This window comes from Streptomyces sp. NPDC001020 (genome assembly GCF_053599115.1).
Window position 1 is genome coordinate 1 of record NZ_JBSFLQ010000018.1, and the last position, 19,703, is coordinate 19,703.

The following is a 19,703-nucleotide window of genomic DNA, read 5'->3' on the forward strand; positions in this document are numbered from 1 at the left end:
CCGCCGCGATCTGGCACAACTTCCAGACCGGCCAGGCGGTCAGCCGCTCACTGACCGCCTACGACCACTAACCGTGTTCGGAAAGACTCGTCTAGCACGCCCGGCGGGGTCCATCCGGGGCCCTGGCCGATGACGGCGTCCTCAGTTGCGCAGTATCACCACGAGCAGCACCACCAGGGCGATCAGCAGCGCGCCGCCCACCGACGCCAGGGTGATCTTCACCGCGCTGTACGGTCGTTTGCCGATGACCTCGCCGGTACGGGCGTTGACCATCACCGGCCACGCCTTGCCGGCGTGGAGGTAGGTCAGGAACCAGACGGGCAGCAGCACCAGCTTGTAGGTGAGGCCGCTGTAGAAGGTGGACACCGAGTGCACCCGCTGCTCGTCGCCGCCGATGTCCCGCTTGCAGTCGGCGCGGATCACCGGCGCCATCCGCGCCTTCGCAGACTCCAGGCCGGCCTCCGGCTCGACGTCGTACCGGACGGTACGGAAGCCCGCCAGGTACTCCTCCTGGTAGGGAACCGTCTCCTCCAGCGGCCAGGGGGCCAGCTTGTCCAGTTCCTTCACCGGCACCTGGCCGCTGCCGGGCACCAGCACGTCGTCGAAGAACCGGCCGACCGTCCCGGACGTGTGGTGCCAGCGGGTGTGCTGCACCCGCCGGGTGTGGCCCTCGGAGTCCTCCTCCTCCACCCAGTAGTGCTCGCCGCGTTCGCCGGTGTACCGGGTGATGGTCTGCGCGTCGTACGTCCAGTGCGGCAGGTAGCTGCCCCGGAAGGTCTCCGCCTCGGTGACCTTCTTCAGTTCGTTGGGCGCGAACCAGCGGGACCTGGTCCACTTCGCCAGCGCGTCACGGGCCTGCTCGCGGCCCACCCCGAAGGGCAGTACCGCCTCGGGGACCACGCGCTCGGTACTGGAGGCGTCAGCGACCAGCGGGGTGGCGCAGAACTGGCACTTGTCGCTGAGCGTGTCGCTCTCGGTCACCGCGTGGCAGCCGGGGCAGGTGTACACCTTCACCCGGCCCGGCGCGGATGCCCGGCGGGGCAGCACGGCCAGTTCCTCGATCGGGTGCTCGGTCACCTGCCGTGGTATCGGCGTGATGTCCTGCTCGTGCTTGCAGTACGGGCAGCGCAGCGCGTATGTCCCGGGCGCGTACTCGCTGACCCCGCCGCACGCCTCGCACTGGAACGCCCGGTCGGGCGTCGACGCGACGTCCTGATCCGTCAACTCACTTCTCCTTGTGGCCTGTTGCCGGAGTTCCGGGTGACGGATCTCAGCCCTGCGGGGGCAGCGGCGGCGGGACGTCGGCGAGCAACGGCGTCAGCTCCGGGACCTGGTCCGCGGGCTGCCAGGCGGCCTGCCCGCTGCGCCAGACCAGCGTGGTACGGGTCAGGTTGCCGGCCGCCACCTGGCCGGCCAGCGCGCTCTCGTCGTACGGGCCCTGCTGCTGCCCGTCGACCGCGAGGAACCAGCGCGGCGCGGCGGGCAGCGGCGGCGGGACATCAGCCGGGGCGGGCTGAGCCGGGGCCTGCGTCACCGGGGCCGAGTGAGCCGCCGCACCGGTGCTCTGCACGATCCGCTGGCCCAGCGCCATGCCCACGCCCAGCCCGAGGGCGTCGCCGCCGGTGCCGGGGTTGGCGGCGGCGATCGGGATCGCGTCGGCCGCCTGGAGCTTGGCGTAGTCGTCAAGGTTGCCGGTGATCGTCATCCGGGAGCGGGTGTCGATCGCCGCCTCGACCTCCGGCGGGACGCTGATGTTCTCGATGTAGAACCGGGGGATGGCGATGCCGGTGGAGGCCAGCTCCAGGGTCAGCGCCTTGGCCAGCTGCTGCCCGATGCCGTCCTGCCGGGCCGCGAGGTCCAGCAGCGCCACGCCGGACGAGCCCAGCGCGGAGCCCAGTTTGGAGACGATCAGCTGCCGCAGGTGCTCGCCGACCTCCTCGGTGCGGAACTGTGGGTCGGTGCCGACCAGTTCACGCAGCAGCACGGCAGCGTCCACCACCTTTGCGGCGAAGGTGCCGAAGGCGCGGACCCGGACCATGCCGAATTCGGCGTCCCGCAGGATCACCGGGTTCTGGGTGCCCCACTTGAAGTCGGTGAACTGCCGGGTGGTGACGAAGTAGACCTCGGCCTTGAACGGCGACTCGAAGCCGTGCTTCCAGCCCTTCAGTGTGGACAGGACCGGCATGTTCTGGGTCGTGAGCGTGTATGTGCCGGGTTGGTAGACGTCGGCCAGCCGGCCCTCGTTGACGAAGACGGCCACCTGCGACTCGCGCACCACGAGCCGGGCGCCCATCTTGATCTCGTTGCCGTAGCGAGGAAAGCGCCACACGATGGTGTCCCGGCTGTCGTCTGTCCACTCGATGATGTCGATGAACTCACCGCGGATGCGGTCCATCAGCCCCACGACAATCCCCCACTCCCCGCGTTTCCGGAGACCGCCGCTCCCCGGCCGGTCCCGGGACGGTGACCGCACGGCGATCAAGCGATCAGCCGACAGTATGCCCATTGCGGTCCGCGCGTCTACGGACGGGGGTGGGCCCCAGTCCGCCGGCCCCTGCCGCCCTGTGCGCCCCCGCCCGGCTCCCGGACGCCGTGCCGCCCGTCCGCCCGTGTTCCTCACGCGCGGACGGGCGGCACGGCGCGGAGGCCTCTTCTGCGGGCCGGGATGGGTTGCTGCCAGGCCCGGCGCTTGTGATCCGGCATGGCTCGGGGACGGTCGGGGGACCTGGCTCCGGATCGCACGGCGGCCTCGCTCACGGGCGCCGCCAGTCGTCACTGGCCAGGTGCGAGCCGGCCATCGGACCCATCCGCAGCATGCCGCCGTCCACGCTCCAGGACGCCCCGGTGACATATGAGGCGTCGGGGCCCGCGAGGAAGGCGATCACGGCGGCCACCTCGCGTGCGTCGCCGGGCCGGCCGAGCGGCACTCCGGGGCGCTGCTCGGTGCGCACGTCGATGTCCTCCTGCCCGGTCATGGGCGTGGCGATCTCGCCGGGCGCGACCGCGTTCACCGTGATGCCGTGCTCGGCGAGTTCCAGGGCCATGACCTGGGTGAGCAGGCCGAGGCCGCCCTTGGCCGCGCAGTACGGCCCGGCCCCGACGCGCGGCTGGTGCTCGTGCACGGAGGTCACGTTGACGATCCGGCCGCCGCCGCCCTGCCGGATCATGCGGCGTGCCGCCTTCTGCCCGCACAGGAACGGCCCGACCAGGTCCACGTCCAGCACCTGGCGCATGTCGTCCAGGGTGAGATCGAGGAACGGGGTGGCCGTGCCGATGCCGGCGTTGTTGACCAGCACATCCAGCCGGCCGAGCTCGTCGCAGAGCCGGTCGAGCGCCTCCGTGTCGGCGGGCAGGCGGGTGAGGTCCATCCGTGCGATCGCCGCCCGGCGGCCCTTGCCGCGGACCTCCTCGGCGGTCTCCTGTGCACCCTTCTCGTCGCTGTGCCAGGTGATGCCGATGTCCATCCCCGCCTCGGCCAGGCGTACGGCGGTGGCGCGGCCGATGCCGGAGTCGGCACCGGTGATCACGGCCACCTTGGGAGCGGGTGCGGCAGCACACATGACAGACCTCCTGTGGGACGGGCGGGTCGGACGACGCACCGCAGTACCCGGCCACGAACCGGGCAAACCGGCGGAGACTGCCCGGCTCGTCGCCGGGATTCCGCGAGATGCGGCCTCGGTGGTGCCGGGGAAACCTGAAGGTGGAGGTGGTGATGGGAACCCGTCGAGGCAGCGGGGTCGGCCGGAGTCGGAGTTCGACGCGGCCGTGGTGTTCGCCGCGTGCGCCGAGACCGGCACCGCTGCGGAGATCAGCAGCCGTCGGGAGCGACCGGACCCGCCGCGGCGGCTGCTGCGCCGGCCGTCGAGGCGGGCGTGCTGTTCTTGGGCGACACCGACGCGCACGCGCCCGGCCGTCTGGACTGGCAGATCCACGGGTGCGCGCGGGCGGAGGAGTGCGGGGTGCGCCCGGAGCGCGTGGTGACCACGTGACCAGGGAACAACTGCTGGACTGGACTCGGGAGCGCCGGACGCCGTCCGGTGTGGCGGGCATCTGACGTGGTACTCGTGCGACCCGTCGAGACCTCGTGCGAAAGGACCCAGGATGGACCGTGCCGCCGTCTTCGACGTCGACGGAACGCTCGTCGACACCAACCACCTCCACGTCACCACCTGGTGGGAGGCCTTCCGGCAGGCAGGCCACCGAGTGCCCATGCACGCCATCCACCGCTCGGTGGGGCTCGGCTCCACCGATCTGATCGCCCACCTGCTCGGCGAGGAGCGGGACAAGGAACAGGACGCCGGCCTCAGCGCCGCCCACACCGCTTTGTACGCGCAGTACTTCGACCGGCTGCCGGTCTTTCGGGACGCGGGGCGGCTGCTGCGGCGGCTGCACGAGGAGGACTGGAGGGTGGTGCTCGCCACCTCGGCGAGCGGCCCCGAGCTGAGCGCGCTGCGCCGGGCCATCGACGCGGACGACGCCATCGCCGCCACGGCCAGCTCCGACGACGTGGAGGAGGGCAAGCCCGCGCCCGAGCCGGTCGAGCACGCCCTGGAACTGGCCGGGGTGCCCGTCGAGCGGGCGGTGTTCGTCGGCGACACCGTCTGGGACATGAAGGCCGGCAGCCGGGCAGGCGTGGGCTGCGTGGCCGTCCTGTGCGGCGGCATTCCGCGCGCCGATCTGGAACAGGCCGGGGCAAAAGCGGTCTATGACGACCCCGCGCACCTGCTGGCCTCCCTGGCGGACAGCCCGCTGGCCTGAGCACCGGATACGCCGGGCCGTCCCAACGGCCCAGCGGACAGGTGACAGGTAGACCGTCGCCTGCACCAGACCACTGCCCCCACGGCGCCATCAGAGCCATCGGGTCGCCCAGGGCTCCTACGGCTGGGCCGCGTGTCGTTCCCGCAGCTCGTACAAGATTCCGAAGGCCGCCGCCGTCAACGGCACCGCCAGCAGCATCCCGACGATCCCAGCGACCGACGCGCCCGCGGTGACCGTCAGCATCACCACGGCCGGATGCATCCGCACGGTCCGGCTCTGGATCAACGGCTGCAGGACGTCACCCTCCAGTACCTGCACCGCGAGCACCACGCCGAGCGCCCACAGCGCGACGACCAGCCCGCGGTCGGCCAGCGCGACCAGCACCGCCACCGTGCCGGAGATGAAGGCGCCCAGGTAGGGGATGTAGCCACCGACGAAGACCAGCGCGCCGAGTCCGACGGCGCCCGGCACCCGGAGCAGCAGCAGACCGACGGTGATGCAAGCGGCGTCGATGAACGCGATGATCGTCGTGCCGCGCATGAAGCCCTCTACGGCCGCGAACGCCCGCCGGGCCATGGCCTCCGCGGTGTCGGCGCTCCCGTGCGGGGCGAGCGTGCGCAAGGTGCCGAGGGCCCTGTGCGCGTCGCGCAGGAAGAAGAACATGAGCAGCAGGGCGAGCACGACCATGGCGAGCCACTCACCGACCACGCTGACTCCGCTGATCACGTTGGAGGCGGCCGTCCCGCCGAACTTCTCCAGCAGTTGCTTGCCGTGGGTGGCGAGGTCGTCCAGCGAGTTCCCGGCCGCCCCGAAGTATGTGGCGAGCGACTGTGCGGCCCGCTTCAGCGAGGCCAGGATCTGGGCTCCGGTGTCGATCAGCGCGGTCACCACGATGTAGGTCGCTCCGCCGACGACCACGACGACGGCCGCACAGGTGATCCCGGCGGCGAGCGACCGGTTGACCCGCGCGTCGGCGAGCCACCGGAAGAGCGGCCGAAGCAAGGCGGTCCCCAACAGCGCCAGCAGCACCGGGATCACCGCGGTCCGGAACACGGAACACAACCGCGCCCCGACCCAGACCACCCCGGACGCCAGCAGCGCGACGGCACACCAGGAGGCGAACCGTCGAACGGACTCGGGCAGCAGAAGCACACCACTAGCTGACTACACGTCACACCACGAACGGCCCGCGACCCGCTGTACGCCCACCCAAGCTGCCCATCCGGGGCCCTGCCGCCCGCAGCACTGCTGTGTCCGCAGCACCCTCGAGACAAGGGCACATCTGTGCTCCGCCCAGGAACGCACACACCCAGCACGAATTCTTGGCCACGCTCGACGACGGACTCAGGAAGCTGCGTCCAACGATGTGAGATCCGCGCCCTGGACCGCCACGAGCACGGCCTCGCCCGGGGTCTTCCCCGCCGCCACGGCGACCGCCGGATCGATGCCCTCGACCTCGTAGACAGTCACCCTCTCCGGCTTCCCCGTGCCGTCGACCTCGCCTGTGTCGTTGCACCCAGGCAGCAGACCGGTACCGAGGTTTTTGCCGACCGTGAACTTCTTGTCGGTCACGGACCGCCCCCTCACGTCGAGGTAGGACAGCCCCTCGTACTTCACGAGGTACGCGCACTTCGCCTCGGAGGTACCGCCCGCCTTGATACCTCCGTCGCAGCCGGTCCCCCCGACCACCAGGACCGCCGCCACCGCCAGAGTCCTCGTCCATCTCCGCACCCGCGGCTTCGCTTCCATCTCCCGCCCTCCGTCTCCCCGGCATCACCGTAGGCCCTTCGGCCTCTCAGTGAAACGACGGAGCAGCCCCCTTTTTTCGTTCGGCCTGGGCGTCGGCGTTGTGGCTGTGACTCTCGAACCTCTCGTTACCGACAGGCGCCCATTCACCGCTGAACTGGAAACGGGAACGGCTGAGCCAGAGACGTCGACGGGGGAGCCCGTCGTGTGACCGGTATGCGCAATGCCCGCTCACACGAAGAGGGCGACTCCCGCGGGAGTCGCCCTCTTCGTGCGCGGTGTCAACGCGAGCGACCCGTCACCACGCGGTAGAGCAGCAGCACGATCACGGAACCCACGATCGCGGCAATCCAGGTGGAGAGGCTGAAGAAGCCGTTGATGGAGTGGACGCCGAAGATCACCTTGCCCAGCCAGCCGCCGAGCAGCCCGCCGACGATACCGATCAGCATCGTCACCAGGCAGCCGCCCGGGTCCTCGCCGGGGGTCAGTGCCTTCGCGATGGCGCCCGCGATGAGGCCGATCAGGATCCAGGCGATGATGCCCACGAGCGTGTTCCTTCCTTTCCGCTGTGGCCCCGAGGCAGGGCTCCGACGTACTCTCGGGTATCCATCACCGAGCGGAATATGCGGGAGCAAGGTCCTCACTTCCTCCCGGCCCTGATGCCGCGGCGCCGGCCGGTGGGACGGCGATCAGGGACAGAGTCGTCGCGCCCCCCAAGGCCCAGCTGCCGAGCCGTGCCCATGGACGACCCGCGTCCACAGGGTCATGTCGACCACGAACACTTCCCGGCATCCTGGGGGAGGGGAGCGGGGCTTCGGGTTGGTCGGCGGCCCAGGTTGCAGCGATGGATTCCTGGTCGGGGTTGGGGATGCCGGCGGCGGTCGCCGGTGCGGCGGGGCGGCGTGTGGCGGCAAGGCCCACGGACGGCATGGCCCCGTGCTGCCGCGTTCCCGGCGGGTCACCGCACCGCTTCCTGTTCAGCGTCGGTTGCCGAAGATCCGGGTGTAGTGCCCGCGCTGCCCGGGGGCACCGGGGGAGAGGTGGAGGTTGTGCGAGCCCGAGCTGAGCTGACTCGCTCCGGGCCGTCCACGCCACCTCCGTCAGTAAGGCCTTTTTGTCAACTCACCTGTCTGGCGCGGGGTTTGAAGGGCATCCGAGCAGAAGGAAGGAGGACTGCCGGATGACCACTCCCCTCAGGCGTCTGCCCAGGGGCATGCCCGGCTGGGCGAAGGTCGTGACCGCCTTCGTGCTGGTGCTCGCGCTGCTGTTCGCTGGGATCAGGCTGGCCGTGCTCCCGGGCATCAAGGACCTGTTCGGCACGCAGACGCACGACCGCTCGGGTCCCGCTCTCCTCAAGTCCATCAAGGACATGAGCCGTTACGACGCGGCCTCGGGCAACTTCCAGGTCGTCGTCGACCTGCAGAAGGACACCAAGTACCTGCCGGACGCCGTTCGCGGCACCCGCACCCTGTACGTCGGCGCCGGCACCGTGGACGCCTACGTGGACCTCGGCAAGGTCGGCGACAAGGACGTTACGGTGAACGAGGGCCGTACGTCGGCCACGCTGCGGCTCCCGCACGCGCGACTGGGTGAGCCGGCCCTGGACGCAGACCACTCCTACGCCGTCTCCAAGCAGCGCGGACTGCTCGACCGTCTGGGCGACCTGTTCTCGGACAACCCCAACAGCGAGCACGCCGTGCAGAAGCTCGCCGTGTCCCACATCGGCGAGGCGGCCAGAGGCAGCGGACTGACCGCACGGGCCGAGACCAACACCACGGACATGCTGGAGGGTCTGCTGCACTCCCTCGGCTTCAAGGAGGTGCACATCTCCTACGGGTCCTGACGCGCACGCGGCCCGCCCTCGCGCGCCGCGCCCGGCATCCCCGCCGGCTTCACGGGTAACCGCTGTACCACTCAGGGTCGTTGACGACTGGAGGACCGAATGGCCCGCACCGTTCTGTACTCACGCGCAGCCTCTCCCGGCGCGCCCCGGACGAGTCGCCTTGCCTGGTTCCGCCGTCGGGGCCGGAGTGGGACGGGGTCGGAGGCCCGCGAGGGCGGCGAGAAGGCTCCGGCGAGGGAGGCGGGCGGGAGCGGCGGTCGCCTCGCGAAGGCGCGGGCGCGATGGAGCGGCGGCCCTTTCCGGAGCGCGAGGGCGGGAAAGGCGGGCCACGCCCGTGAGGCCACCTTGGCGGAGCGTGCCGAGGAGGCGAAGCCGGCCCCCGTTCGCCGTCGGCACGTGCTTCCGTTGCCGGTCCGGATGCTGGCAACGCTGTGCGCCTTCGTCTTCATGGTGGCCTTCGCCGTCGTACTGGCCAAGATCACCCTGGAGCCGTCCCCGGCTTCGATCTCCCTGGCACACAGCAACCTGCACCCCGGCCGCTCCCTCAAGGCCTATCTGGACCAGCCCGAACTGCGGGACGCCGTCAAGCAGATCGGCGGCAACATCCTGCTGGGCGTACCGTTCGGGGTACTGGTGCCGGTGCTCGCGCCGGGGGCCCGGGGGATCTGGCGGGTGCTGCTGCTGACCGCGACCGTGATGCTGCTGGTCGAGATGGCCCAGGGCGCCCTGGTCACCGGGCGGGCCTTCGACGTGGACGACGTCCTCCTCAACACGTCAGGCGCGTTGGTCGGCTACCTGCTGCTGGGCCGCAGGCTGGGGCGGGTGCACGATCGCCGTAAGAGCGCCTGACGCGATTCCCGCGGAGTTCAGGGTGGCGCGGACTGTGTCCACGGCCGTTTCGTCGGTGGCATCCGTACCGGACGCGCCCAAGATGTCACCGGCGTAGGAGAGCACCTGGACCCGCGGTGCAGCGTCGCGCAGCAGAGTGTGGCTGCCGGGGCGTCGCCCAGTAAGTCACGCAGCAGGCGGGCGGCGTCGGCGTGCTCGGAGCAGCAGCGCGGGACGCAGGCCGACCCAGCGGAACTGGTCCTCGCACGAGGGCCGGGGGCCGGGGAATTCATTTGCTGCCTTTGCTCGTTCGGTGATCGAGTGGGCGGATGGACCGTGCAGGGGTACTTTCCTTGTTCAACCGGCAGATGCGACAGGACGCGCGAGCCGACGATCCTGGGGCGAGGGTCGAGCAGATCGGTGACGTGGTGCGGCAGGTCGGCGCCGGCGACGACGACTGGAGCGGCGTCGTCTGGTCCGATCTGAATGAGGTCACGGCGGACGCGGCGATCGCGGCACAGGTCCAGTACTTCGCCTCGCTGGGGCGCGAGTTCGAATGGAAGCTGTATGGTCACGACCAGCCTGGGGATCTTGCCGGACGGCTGCGGGCTGCGGGCTGCGGGCTGCGGGGTTCTCCCCCGAGCCTGAGGAGACCTTGATGGTCGCCGAGACCGACGACCTTTCCATCGGCGTCGAACTACCCGAGGGCGTCCATTTGCAGTCGGTCACCGGCCCATCCGGCGTGGATCTCGCGGCCGACGTCCATGAACGGGCGTTCGGCACGAGTGCCGTCCGGCTTCGCCATCGCATGCTCTCCCAGCTGGCAGGGAAGCCGGAAACCTTCAGTATGGTCGTCGCGATGGCCGGCGACCTGCCGGTGTGCGCCGCCCGGATGGAACTCCACCCGGGCACCGCCTTCGCCAGCCTCTGGGGCGGGGGCACCGTCCCTGCATGGCGAGGCCGGGGCATCTACCGGGCATTGGTCGCCCACCGGGCCCATATCGCCGCCGAACTCGGCTATCGCCTTCTGCAGGTCGATGCCTCCAGCCAGAGCCGCCCGATCCTGCAACGCCTCGGATTCGCCGTTCTGAGCACCACCACGCCACACGTGTACCGGCCACAAAGCGTCTGAGGACAGGCATCATTTCAGGCGACGGGTTTCTGGCCGGGCATCCCACCAGTAGCGGTTGCGGGCCTGCCGGATCAGGCAACGCACCGGGACGAACACGGCGGCGAGCTCGTACGGTCGCCGGGGCTTGCGCCGAAGGCGTCCCCGAAGGCCCCGGATCGGGGAACCACGTTCAGCAGGGGCAGAAGCTGGGTGACGTCGTGCCGGTTGCCGCCGGTGAGCGTGAGGGGCCTAGGCCGCGTGTTATTCGAAAGGCGCGCCCTAGGCCACGGAGGCCCATGCAGCATGTACTGCTACGCGTGTGTTCCTGCACTGTAACGGTCCGGCGCGGGCGATACAGAACGGCCGGTTCCGCGGGCACGCTCTCCTGGCACCACCTTCACCGAATATGAGCGACACCACGTCCACGCGATCACGGGGGATCCGATCATGCGAGCGATGTGCACGAACGCGAAGCTGTACGTCCTGGGAATGGCCGCCGCGGCGGCCCTGGTCACCACGGCCTGTGACCCGAGCGGGTCGGACGGGAAGGCTGATGACACGGCGCGCCCGGCGCCGAGCGCGCCCGCGTCCCCGTTACCGTCCGCGCCCACGTCCGCGCCGACGAAGCCTGCCCCGGACAAGCCGGCGTCGCCGTCACCGGCCCGGTCCGGCGGCATCGACGACGGCAAGAACGGCAGCTGGGGCCTGGCGGACCGGCAGACCCCGCCGACCGGCTCTGTCTGCGACCACGACGGCCAGGGCCCATACGGGGCGATCGAGTCCGTCAACATGGGCGGCGAGAGCCCCACGGGGCTCGGCATGGTCCTCGGCCACTACCAGTGCGACGGCGGCACGGGCCCCGACTTCGTCCCCGACAGCGCGACCGGTGCTGCCACGGACGTGCTGATCGACGTGGCGCACCTGAAGGTCGTCGTGGGTGCCCAGCTCGCGAGCGAGCTGGGCACCAAGACGCCAGACACGAACAAGTTCCTCGACCAACTCGCCAAGATGGGGGCCAAGAACGAGCTCAAGGGCCCCAAGGCCCCGCAGTTCTACCTCCGGATCGACGCCGCCTCCGACGACGTCAACGAGATGCCGGACGACAGCAGCCACATCATCTACCTGTATCAGATCGTCGACGGCGGCTGAGCGGAGCCCGATGCGCTCGCCGCTACCGGTCGAAGGGATCCCAGAGTTCGGGCTCGATGTTGGGATGACAGCACGCGTCCCATCACTCCAACGCCCGAGGCTGGGCGCCGCAGCTGAGGGCGGGCGACGTGGTGTCGGGCCCGGACGTGGCTCGCACAGCCGTTGTCGACGAGCGCGATGTCGCGGATGCGGCCGTAGCCGTATTGCTCGCGCAGCACGATCAACCAGATCACGAACCGCACCTGTTGACAGGACCCGAGGTGCTGAGTCGCACCGACCAGGTCGCTCTCCTTGGTGCCGCGCTCCGGCGCCGTCTGCGCTTCCAAGCGGTCACCGCTGACCTCGCACGGTCACCGATGCTCGCAGATGGACGTCCCGAGCGCCCACGCTTCCCCCGGCCTACATCGAGGTCGGGTCGGCCGAGACCTTGGACGAGGACGTGGCCTATGCGAATGCGATCTGGCAGGCCGGTGGCCAAGCCGAGTTGCATGTATGGCCCGGAGCCTTCCACGGCTTCGACACCTTCGCACCACAGGCGGCTCTCAGCCAGGACGCCCGCAGCGCCCGTACCCACTGGCTTCGGCGCCTCCTCGCACAGTCCGATGCGAGCAGCGGACCTGCCCGCTGAGCACGTTACGGCGAGGTCTGCCCTGCCACAGGGTGCTGGAGGACGCGGGAAGTTCACCAACACGTGCTGGTGCCAGCCGTTGAACGAGCGGCTCTCGAAGTGGTCCAGGCCGAGGGCGGTCTTCAGTTCGCCGTAGTCGTGCGCCATCCGCCAGCAGGACCCCGGGCTGATTCATCATTCGGACGCGGGCGGTCAGTACACGTCCTTCGCGTTCACTGCGCACCTGGACGCGTGGCTGGGGCCGACGCGTAGCGCCTCCACTGATCTCGGAGCGGTTCACCCTTCGGTGCCACCGATTTTGGGGCAGAGCCTGATCCCTTACACACCCTGATCGTGTGGCGACTGGGGGCTCCTGGTGGCGTGTTCATTGGTGGTGTTGATCCGTTCCATGAAGGTCTTCGTGATGCGGGTCGGGTGGGTGATGGCGCTGCCGACCACGACGGCGTAGGCCCCAGCTGCTAGGCAGGCGGAGGCGTCGTCGGGGTGACGGATCCGTCCTTCGGCGATGACTGGCACGTGGACGCGTGCGACGAGTTCTGCGATGAGGTCCAGGTCGGGTCCACGGGTGGCAGGACGTTCTCCTGTGTACCCGGCCAAAGTGGTGCCGACGCAGTCGGCACCAGCGGCTGTGCTGTACATCGCGTCGTTGACGCTGCCGCAGTCCGCCATGACCAGGGCTCCGGCTTCATGCACCGCGTCGATGCTGTCCCTCAGGGGTCGACCATCGGGCCGTTCGCGGCGGGTTCCGTCGAGGGCGACGATGTCTGCACCCGCAGCGACGCAGTCCACGGCATCCTGCACGGTGGGGGTGATGAAGACGCCGTGTGATCCGCGCTTGAGCAGCCCGATCAGCGGCACGTCGATGAGCGGGCGGATCGCCTGAAGGTCTTCGAGGCCCTGGGCGCGTACCCCCTTGGCGCCGCCTTCGATCACCGCCTGTGCCATTGCCGCCATGATGGTCGGTGATCGCATGGGCTCACCCGGGTATGCCTGGCAGGAGACCACGAGCTGGTCTCTGATCGATGCCATCGCGGCGTTATCAAGGTGCACCGTCATTGAGTCATCCTCCTCATGGCGAAGTAGGCAGCGCCGCGGAGGGCGGTCTCGGCACCTTGCGCCGAGAGCTCAATCGGAGTGCTGGACACCGCAGGAATCAGAGCATCCGCGTACGCTTCCCGCAGCGCGGACTCCCAGGTGGCTCCGGCTCTGGTGATGCTCCCGGACACGATGACCAAGTGCGGGTCAAACGCATTGACCAGCCCCGCAGCGGCAGCGCCGAGTGCCGCACCGCCTGTTGCAAGGGCAGCGCGCGCCACCGTGTCTGAAGGGCGTTTCGGCAGGTCGACCGTCGTCGCGACTGATGGGTCCCCGCCGTGGTTCCGGTACCAAGCCAGGATTCCGTGCCCACTCGCGACCGCCTCCAGATGACCGGTCCGCCCGCATGGGCATGGCATACCGATGGCCTGCGGAGACATGATGTGGCCAATGTGCCCGCCGACGTTGTGTGCTCCCAGGAGTGGTTCACCGGCCAAGAGCAGACTGCCGCCGATCCCTGTACCCGCGGCCAAGACGAGCAGGCTGTCGACTCTGTGTTCGGTCCACAGTCCGACACCGAATGCGTTGCCGTCTCCGAGGACCCAGGTCGGAAGCTTGAGGTGATCGGAGATTCGCGCTGCCAAGGGTGTTCCGCCCCAGTCGGCGATGCTGCTCGTCGCGGCCAGCACCTTTCCTTTCCTTGTGTCGACCACGCCGGCGGACGAGATGGCGACTGCCGTGTCTTCTGGTGCGCGAAGGTGTTCGAGGAGATGAACGCACGCGGCCACGACGCTTTGGGCACCCTCTCGCGCAGGCGTGGGCGTCTCGATCACTTCGGTCAGCAGGGAGCTGTTGTTGTCGATACGCGCGGCGGCGATCTTGGTCCCGCCGATGTCTGCGGCAAGGATCATCGTGCGTCCCGGCTGATGACGACGTCGTAGTCGTAGCGATCGCCGCGGTAGATGGTTTGTGCCAGCTCGACGGGTAGCCCGGGTTGGGTGTAGCTGACTCTGGTTACGCGTAGCGCCGCGGCCCCAACCGGCTGGTCGAGGGCGTGCGCCTGTTCGGGGTGCAAATTGACAGCCTCGATGGTTTGGGATGCTCGCTCAACGCTGACCCCAATGGACTCCATCTGCGCATAGAGGGAGCTGGTCGGGTCAATGATCTTCCAGTCGATGCCCAAGGGCGGCAGGTGGACGGACTCGAGAGCCATGGGTTGACCGTCTGCCAGCCTGAGGCGCTCGAGTACCAGGACCTCGACGCCGGGGTCGATGCGCAGCGACCTGGCAACCTCGGCGTCGGCCGGTGCGACCTGGGTGCTGAGTACCCTCGTGGAGGGAGTCAGCCCGCGCTGCTCCATGTCCTCGGTGAAGCTCGTGAGGCGGAGCGTCTTGGTGACGACGTCGGGGTCTGCGACGAAGGTGCCAGACCCGTGGACCTGGTAGACGAGTCCGCGACGGCCGAGCAGTTCGATGGCACGCCGCACCGTTATCCGGCTGACACCTAGTTGCTGCATGAGGTCTCGTTCGGAGGGCAGCGTGTCATGCGGCTGCAGCTGTCTGGCCTGCCGCGCCAACTCGTCTGCGACACGCTCGTACTTCGGCCGTTCCTCCATAGCACCATTCTGGGTCATGGTCACCCCTTCACCGCGCCGGCCGCCAGACCGCTGACGAGGAACCGCTGGGCGAAGACGGCAAACAGCACCGGAGGAAGTGTCGAGAGGATGGTCGTCGCCGAGATGTCGCCCCATCGGATGCCGGTGCTGGTGACGAAGTTCGCAGCCCCCAACGTGATGGGTGTGGCATTGGAAGAGGACAGCACGAGTGCGAAAAGGTAGTCGTTCCACGAGAAGATGAAGACCAGTACCGCGACCGCCACCAGTGTCGGTGCGAGGACCGGCATCAGAACAGACCAGAGGATCCTGTACGTGTTCGCGCCGTCCACCTTGGCTGCTTCCTCCAGTTCAACTGGTACGTCGCGGAAGCCGGCGGAGAGCAGGATGATTCCAAGAGGCAGGTTGAGGAAGGTGTTGGCCAGGACGAGCCCGAACACGGTGTCCAGCAGCCTCAGGTGTGACATCAGTAGGAAGTAGGGGACCGCGAAGAAGATTGCCGGCAGAAGCCGCAGGCCGCTGGAGGCATTCATGATGAACCGGCCCCCAAAGCCCAGTCGGATGGCCGCGTAGGTGCTGGGTACGGCGATGAGTAGGACGAGGATGACCGCGCCCGTTGCGATGAGCGCGGAGTTCATGAAGAAGCGCGGGAAGTCGTAGCCGGCTGCGCCGAGCGCGTTGGCGTAGTGCTCGACCGTTGGTTCACCGACGACAGTCGCGCCGCGGGAAATGTCCCCGTCAGCCTTGACGCTGACGAAGAGTGCGTTGAACCAAGGGATGTTCACAATGATCGCGACGGCGGCGACCGCCATGGTCGTGCCCCAGAGCCGCCGCTTTCGGACGGTGGTGAAGATGCTCATGAGGCGGTCCTGCTCGGGTTGACGATGCGCTTGACGAGCATTGGCACAAAGGCCAGGAGGGCAATCATCACGATGGTCGACGCGGCGGCCGCCATGCCGAACTTCCCGGACTCGAAGGCAGTCTTGTAGATGTAGAGGCTCATGGTTGTCGTCTTGGTGCCGGGGCCCCCGGCGGTGAGGACGTAGATGACATCGAACGTGCGGATCGCGTCGATCAGCCGGAGGAACACCGCCGCGAAGATGATCGGCTTCATGATCGGGGCGACGATGGAGCGCAGGGTCCGCAGCCGACCAGCACCGTCGATCTGCGCGGCCTCCAGGACGTTCGTGGGGAACGACTGCAGACCGGCGTACATGATCAGAAAGGCGAACGGCGTCCACTGGAGGACGTCCAGCAGGACCAGGAGTGGGACGACGGTGTTCGGGGCGAAGAGGGACACATCGAGCCCCAGGTTTCGGAGGACTGCCGGGACGAGGCCGATGTCCCCGTTGAGGAGAAGGCGGAACATGACGCCCAGCAGGGCTGGGGCGACCATGATCGGGATCAGCAGCATGGTGAAGAAGATTCTCTTGCCGGGGAACTCGCGATTGACGAGCAACGCGAGCCCGAACCCCAGGACCGTCTCGATCGTCGTGACGATCAGCGCGAACACGAGCGTGAACCGGGCGGCGTGGAGGAAGCCCGGGTCAGTCAGGACGGCGGTGAAGTTGTCGAACGCCGTGAATGGGACAGCGGCGGACTGCAGGGACAAGCCGTAGAAGCCGGTCTGGATGCCCTGGTAGACCGGGTAGCCGACGAAAAGCAGCGTAAAGATGATCAGAGGGGACCCGAGGATCCACTTGGATGTGACATTGCGCGAAGCTGGCGGGGTGCTCAATTGTCATCTCCTGGAACTCGTGGGCGATGACCCGGTCGAGGGCGCCGTGTCGTGGTGCCCTTGACGCGGATGGTCAGCCAAGGAGCTTCTGCAGGTCGGTGTTGGCCTGCTGTAGTGCCGCCTTTGGATCCTGCTGGCCGACCCAGGCGCCGCTGAGGTCTTCGGCGAGCTTGCTGTAGGCCTCGAAGGTGCCAGGGAAGACCGGGACCGAGTAGCCGTACTTGTCGATCGACTCGGCGATCTTGTCGAAGGCAGGGTTGATCGACGTGTTCGCCTTGAGCACGCTGGGCATCGCGGGGATTCCGCCCGCCTTGGCGTATTCGGTCATCGCCTCGGGGGTGGCCAGGTAGTTCAGGAACTTTGTCGCCGCGCCCTTGTTCTGGGAGTATTTGTTCATCGCCACTGCCAGGGCGTGGACGTGAGTCTTGTGCCCGGGCACCGGTGCGACAGCGATCTTGTCGGCAACCTCGGGCGACTTCGCCTTGTCGTTGAGCTCGGCGAACCCTGCGGACCACTGGATTGCGAGGGCGGTGTTGCCTGACATCAGCGCCGCCTGGGTCTCAGGGAACTCGGCCTGCGAGCTGTCCTTGGACGTCCACCCGTTCTTGTAGATGGCGCTGTACACCTGCACGGCCTTCTGCGCATTGGTGGTGTTGAGGTTCGCCTTGCCGTCAGACGTGGTCCAGCTGCCGCCTTCGCCCCAGAGCACGTCGTCCCAGATCATCGTGTTGTACAGCAGGTTCTTGGCCTGAAGGATGGTGCCGTACTGCGTGGGCGACGAGGGGTTTGCGGACTTGCTGAACCACGCCGACATCGCGACGTAGTCGTTCCAGTCCCAGTCCTCGGCGGGCTTGGGGTCCCGCTTCTCTCCGATCGCCTTCCGTGCGACGGCCTCGTACGCCGGCCACTTGTCCCGAGCGTTCAGCAGTGAGTCCAGTAGGTCCTTGCGGTAGTACAGGAAGTGGTTGCTGACGTCGAGAGGCAGGGCGTACTGCTTGCCTTGGTACTTCAAGCCTTCAGCCGCCACTGGGAAGTAGTTGCCGGCGTTCACGCTCGTCAGTGGGTCGAGCGCATTCGCGAACTGACCGACGTTGTAGCTCGCGACGAAGTAGATGTCCTGCTGGCTCGACTTCGCCGCCATCAGGGTCGACTCCTTGGAGAAGGTGTCCTGCCGCGAGAGCAGGGTCATCTCCACCTTGATCTTGTCTTTGGCGCCTTGGCCGGCGTTGTACGCCTTGATGACCTTCCCCATCGCGTCGCCCTCGGGTCCAGGCCACAACACCATCTTCACGGTGCCGCTACCGCTGCCCTGACCACCACCAGCGCTGCCGCCTGTGCTTGGTGCGCAGCCCGCCAATACGAGGCCGGAGGCGACTACCGCCCAGCCGGCTGACCTCAGCTTCATACCGAACCCCTCAGAGTGGTACGGACCAGTTGAGGGAGATTAAGCCGAAGCGCGCGGTGTGGTCTAGCCCTTGCTCGAAAGTGGTCCGCACCAGTTGCTGATCAAGGTCTGGCAGGCAGCCGGGAACCGCTCTCGGATTCGCCAGGGAGTGAACCGCTCCGAGTTCGATGGAGATCACGTCGCTGTCGCGCGGGTGCCTGCCGCTCTGCCTCAGAGCTCGGTGCCGGTTGAGAACCTGCTGAACTGGCTGCCCTGGCACTTCACTACGGGGGCCGGCCGCTTGTTACTCTTTCCGATCATGCGAGCCCTCTTCCCAGGATCCTTCGACCCGGTCACTCAAGGGCACCAGGACGTACTGCGGCGCGCTGCCCTCCTGTTCGACGAGGTCGTCGTGTGCGTGATGTTCAATCCGAACAAGACCGGCCGCCTCCCCATCACGGAACGGCTGGACCGGCTCCGCTCGGCAGCAACTGGCTTGAGCAACGTCACGGTCGACTCCCACACCGGCGGCCTGCTGGTCGACTACTGCCGCCGAGTCGGAATCGACGTCGTCATCCGCGGAGTCCGCGGGGTTTCCGACCTGGACTATGAAATGCCGATGGCCCGCATGAACCACGAACTGGCCGGAGTCGAAACGTTTTTCATCGCTGCAGACCCCGCCCTGGCCCACATCTCCTCCACTCTCGTCACCGCGATGAGTCAACAGGACCGTGTTCCCGAATGATGATTTGAGCGAGATTCTTTCGCGGCGGTGGCCAGAGCTTCACTGACGAACTTCGGGGCTCCGCGGGAGTCGGCCGCCTTGCCGCGACGCATCCGCACCACGGCGATCACCGGCCGGGACTGTGGAGTGCAGACCGTGGCCAGCAGCGGGTGGAGGGTGCGGATGCCTTTGAACCGGCCGTACTCGGTGCCCTACTTGGTCCGGCCGTAGACGCGTTTGTGGGTGGAGTCGACATCGATGAACGCCATCTGATCGGCCCCGGGCAGCAGCGGGGTTGTGCGGCCGGCGCACCCAGGAACCTCCTGAGCACGGCGTGGAGTTGGAGAGCATGGCCGTGGGTGACCGCGCGCAGGAAAGTGCCGAGCGTGGAGGGGGGCATGGATAACGCCGAACATAGTCGGCATCGCACCGTGCCGCAGCACGTCGAGGCTGTCCGCGCCTGCGACCGTGCCGCCCATGGTGCTGGTGACCTTCACGTCCGCCGCCGCACCCGCGCCGTTCCTCACTCTGGTCAACTTGACCTTCTTCGTCACCAGTCGCGGCAGACCACACCGTTCGGCCAGCCGCATCACGGGGACCAGCCCGGCTTGGCGATCGGCGAGAGCGTTCAGCAAGGACGTACGCCTGGCGCCGCTATCGCCCGCGTCTGGCAGCGAATTCTCGCGCTGAGGCCCAGCACCTGGGACGGCGGTCGCACCGGAAACCCGTCCTTCGCTCGCTGAAGCCGGGTGGTCGGCCACCGTTGCGTCCCTTGCGTTTGCGGTTGGCGATCTGATCAGCCGGTTCAGGGACGACGGCGCGGATGCCGCGTCGGGTCGGGTGCGGGGACGGCCGAGGGGCCCGCGTACCCGCACCGGTGTGCGGCGATGACCGCGTCGATGGACGCCGTGGTGTAGAGCGCGACGTCGATGGCCCCGGCCCGGTTCGTGCCGAAGCGAACCTGGATCGACTGCGGGGAGCGGACCCAGCCAAGCCGCACCATATTGGGTTCGCGGGTTCTTGAATGGCTGTGGTCGGGAACTTGCGGGTCGACGGTGGGTTAGAACTGGACCGACCTGCGGGTCTTCCGGTCCGTTGGCGCAAGGCGAACTCGACTCCTCACGGTCGCGTCGTTCGCCGGACGCTG

At 68.2% G+C, this 19,703-nt stretch carries 20 protein-coding genes and 4 pseudogenes; 9 read left to right on the forward strand and 15 right to left on the reverse strand.

Translation table 11 applies throughout. The features are described 5' to 3' along the window. Positions 1-141 precede the first annotated feature (141 nt). The 3 genes from ACWDEX_RS18525 to ACWDEX_RS18535 all read right to left on the reverse strand — a co-directional run bounded on the left by ACWDEX_RS18525 (position 142) and on the right by ACWDEX_RS18535 (position 3,560). Positions 142-1,224 carry a hypothetical protein gene (locus tag ACWDEX_RS18525; RefSeq protein ID WP_450464619.1) on the reverse strand — a complete coding sequence of 361 codons (1,083 nt, stop codon included), beginning with the start codon at positions 1,222-1,224 and terminating at the stop codon, positions 142-144. A 46-nt stretch (positions 1,225-1,270) separates the two neighbouring features. Then, positions 1,271-2,395, reverse strand: a complete 1,125-nt coding sequence (locus ACWDEX_RS18530) for an SPFH domain-containing protein (RefSeq protein WP_450464620.1) — start codon at positions 2,393-2,395, stop codon at positions 1,271-1,273. 358 nt (positions 2,396-2,753) lie between these two features. Further along, positions 2,754-3,560 (reverse strand): SDR family oxidoreductase, encoded by an 807-nt coding sequence (locus ACWDEX_RS18535; RefSeq protein WP_450464621.1) that lies wholly within the window; start codon positions 3,558-3,560, stop codon positions 2,754-2,756. A gap of 76 nt (positions 3,561-3,636) precedes the next feature. Here ACWDEX_RS18535 and ACWDEX_RS18540 point away from each other — a divergent pair. Together ACWDEX_RS18540 and ACWDEX_RS18545 are read left to right on the forward strand one after the other, a co-directional pair. Further along, a pseudogene (locus ACWDEX_RS18540) lies at positions 3,637-4,054 on the forward strand (PHP domain-containing protein); the annotation flags it as partial. Positions 4,055-4,101: 47 nt separating this feature from the next. Continuing rightward, the gene (locus ACWDEX_RS18545) at positions 4,102-4,758 is read left to right on the forward strand and encodes an HAD family hydrolase (RefSeq protein ID WP_450464622.1); all 657 of its coding nucleotides are present in this window, start codon (positions 4,102-4,104) and stop codon (positions 4,756-4,758) included. A gap of 117 nt (positions 4,759-4,875) precedes the next feature. Here ACWDEX_RS18545 and ACWDEX_RS18550 read toward each other — a convergent pair whose 3' ends face one another. The 3 genes from ACWDEX_RS18550 to ACWDEX_RS18560 all read right to left on the reverse strand — a co-directional run bounded on the left by ACWDEX_RS18550 (position 4,876) and on the right by ACWDEX_RS18560 (position 7,049). Next, positions 4,876-5,910 carry an AI-2E family transporter gene (locus ACWDEX_RS18550; protein ID WP_450464623.1) on the reverse strand — a complete coding sequence of 345 codons (1,035 nt, stop codon included), beginning with the start codon at positions 5,908-5,910 and terminating at the stop codon, positions 4,876-4,878. A 192-nt stretch (positions 5,911-6,102) separates the two neighbouring features. Further along, complete coding sequence (locus ACWDEX_RS18555; RefSeq protein ID WP_450464625.1) at positions 6,103-6,507, reverse strand: DUF6281 family protein; 405 nt, start codon at positions 6,505-6,507, stop codon at positions 6,103-6,105. Between the two features lie 278 nt (positions 6,508-6,785). After that, the gene (locus ACWDEX_RS18560) at positions 6,786-7,049 is read right to left on the reverse strand and encodes a GlsB/YeaQ/YmgE family stress response membrane protein (RefSeq protein WP_450464627.1); all 264 of its coding nucleotides are present in this window, start codon (positions 7,047-7,049) and stop codon (positions 6,786-6,788) included. 635 nt (positions 7,050-7,684) lie between these two features. Between ACWDEX_RS18560 and ACWDEX_RS18565 the strand changes: the two genes are divergently transcribed. The 3 genes and pseudogenes from ACWDEX_RS18565 to ACWDEX_RS18575 all read left to right on the forward strand — a co-directional run bounded on the left by ACWDEX_RS18565 (position 7,685) and on the right by ACWDEX_RS18575 (position 10,307). Beyond that, a complete protein-coding gene (locus ACWDEX_RS18565; protein WP_450464628.1) occupies positions 7,685-8,347 on the forward strand; it encodes a DUF4230 domain-containing protein in 663 nt (220 codons plus the stop codon). A gap of 345 nt (positions 8,348-8,692) precedes the next feature. Next, positions 8,693-9,196, forward strand: coding sequence for a VanZ family protein (locus ACWDEX_RS18570; RefSeq protein WP_450464629.1), 504 nt, complete (start codon positions 8,693-8,695; stop codon positions 9,194-9,196). 308 nt (positions 9,197-9,504) lie between these two features. Continuing rightward, positions 9,505-10,307 (forward strand): annotated as a pseudogene (locus ACWDEX_RS18575) (GNAT family N-acetyltransferase). Positions 10,308-10,424: 117 nt separating this feature from the next. Here ACWDEX_RS18575 and ACWDEX_RS18580 read toward each other — a convergent pair. Beyond that, positions 10,425-10,540, reverse strand: a pseudogene (locus ACWDEX_RS18580) (IS5/IS1182 family transposase); the annotation flags it as partial. 202 nt (positions 10,541-10,742) lie between these two features. Here ACWDEX_RS18580 and ACWDEX_RS18585 point away from each other — a divergent pair. Further along, the gene (locus ACWDEX_RS18585; RefSeq protein ID WP_450464630.1) at positions 10,743-11,435 is read left to right on the forward strand and encodes a hypothetical protein; all 693 of its coding nucleotides are present in this window, start codon (positions 10,743-10,745) and stop codon (positions 11,433-11,435) included. Here the strand turns inward: ACWDEX_RS18585 and ACWDEX_RS18590 are convergent. After that, positions 11,414-11,761 carry a hypothetical protein gene (locus ACWDEX_RS18590; protein ID WP_450464632.1) on the reverse strand — a complete coding sequence of 116 codons (348 nt, stop codon included), beginning with the start codon at positions 11,759-11,761 and terminating at the stop codon, positions 11,414-11,416. The two genes, ACWDEX_RS18585 and ACWDEX_RS18590, sit on opposite strands and share 22 nt — an antisense overlap. Before the next feature lie 62 nt (positions 11,762-11,823). On the opposite strand from ACWDEX_RS18590, the pseudogene ACWDEX_RS18595 reads away from it, so the two are divergent. Then, positions 11,824-12,063, forward strand: a pseudogene (locus ACWDEX_RS18595) (alpha/beta hydrolase); the annotation flags it as partial. A gap of 318 nt (positions 12,064-12,381) precedes the next feature. Here the strand turns inward: ACWDEX_RS18595 and ACWDEX_RS18600 are convergent. The 6 genes from ACWDEX_RS18600 to ACWDEX_RS18625 all read right to left on the reverse strand — a co-directional run bounded on the left by ACWDEX_RS18600 (position 12,382) and on the right by ACWDEX_RS18625 (position 17,853). Then, positions 12,382-13,092, reverse strand: a complete 711-nt coding sequence (locus ACWDEX_RS18600; RefSeq protein ID WP_450464634.1) for an N-acetylmannosamine-6-phosphate 2-epimerase — start codon at positions 13,090-13,092, stop codon at positions 12,382-12,384. 23 nt (positions 13,093-13,115) lie between these two features. Continuing rightward, positions 13,116-14,009: an ROK family protein gene (locus ACWDEX_RS18605; protein ID WP_450464635.1), complete on the reverse strand. Its 894-nt coding sequence runs from the start codon at positions 14,007-14,009 to the stop codon at positions 13,116-13,118. Continuing rightward, entirely contained in the window at positions 14,006-14,731 is a 726-nt protein-coding gene (locus ACWDEX_RS18610; protein WP_450464637.1) for a GntR family transcriptional regulator, read from the reverse strand. Before ACWDEX_RS18610 ends, ACWDEX_RS18605 begins: the two co-directional genes overlap by 4 nt. A gap of 2 nt (positions 14,732-14,733) precedes the next feature. Next, on the reverse strand, positions 14,734-15,570 hold the full coding sequence (locus tag ACWDEX_RS18615; RefSeq protein WP_450464639.1) for a carbohydrate ABC transporter permease: 837 nt from the start codon (positions 15,568-15,570) through the stop codon (positions 14,734-14,736). Then, entirely contained in the window at positions 15,567-16,448 is an 882-nt protein-coding gene (locus tag ACWDEX_RS18620) for a carbohydrate ABC transporter permease (RefSeq protein WP_450464640.1), read from the reverse strand. Before ACWDEX_RS18620 ends, ACWDEX_RS18615 begins: the two co-directional genes overlap by 4 nt. A gap of 73 nt (positions 16,449-16,521) precedes the next feature. Then, on the reverse strand, positions 16,522-17,853 hold the full coding sequence (locus ACWDEX_RS18625; protein ID WP_450464642.1) for an extracellular solute-binding protein: 1,332 nt from the start codon (positions 17,851-17,853) through the stop codon (positions 16,522-16,524). A 94-nt stretch (positions 17,854-17,947) separates the two neighbouring features. On the opposite strand from ACWDEX_RS18625, the gene coaD reads away from it, so the two are divergent. Next, on the forward strand, positions 17,948-18,577 hold the full coding sequence (gene coaD / locus ACWDEX_RS18630; protein ID WP_450464643.1) for a pantetheine-phosphate adenylyltransferase: 630 nt from the start codon (positions 17,948-17,950) through the stop codon (positions 18,575-18,577). 456 nt (positions 18,578-19,033) lie between these two features. Continuing rightward, entirely contained in the window at positions 19,034-19,246 is a 213-nt protein-coding gene (locus ACWDEX_RS18635) for a hypothetical protein (RefSeq protein ID WP_450464644.1), read from the forward strand. 115 nt (positions 19,247-19,361) lie between these two features. On the opposite strand, the gene ACWDEX_RS18640 is transcribed toward ACWDEX_RS18635, so the two are convergent. Beyond that, complete coding sequence (locus ACWDEX_RS18640) at positions 19,362-19,559, reverse strand: hypothetical protein (protein ID WP_450464646.1); 198 nt, start codon at positions 19,557-19,559, stop codon at positions 19,362-19,364. Positions 19,560-19,703: the final 144 nt, after the last annotated feature.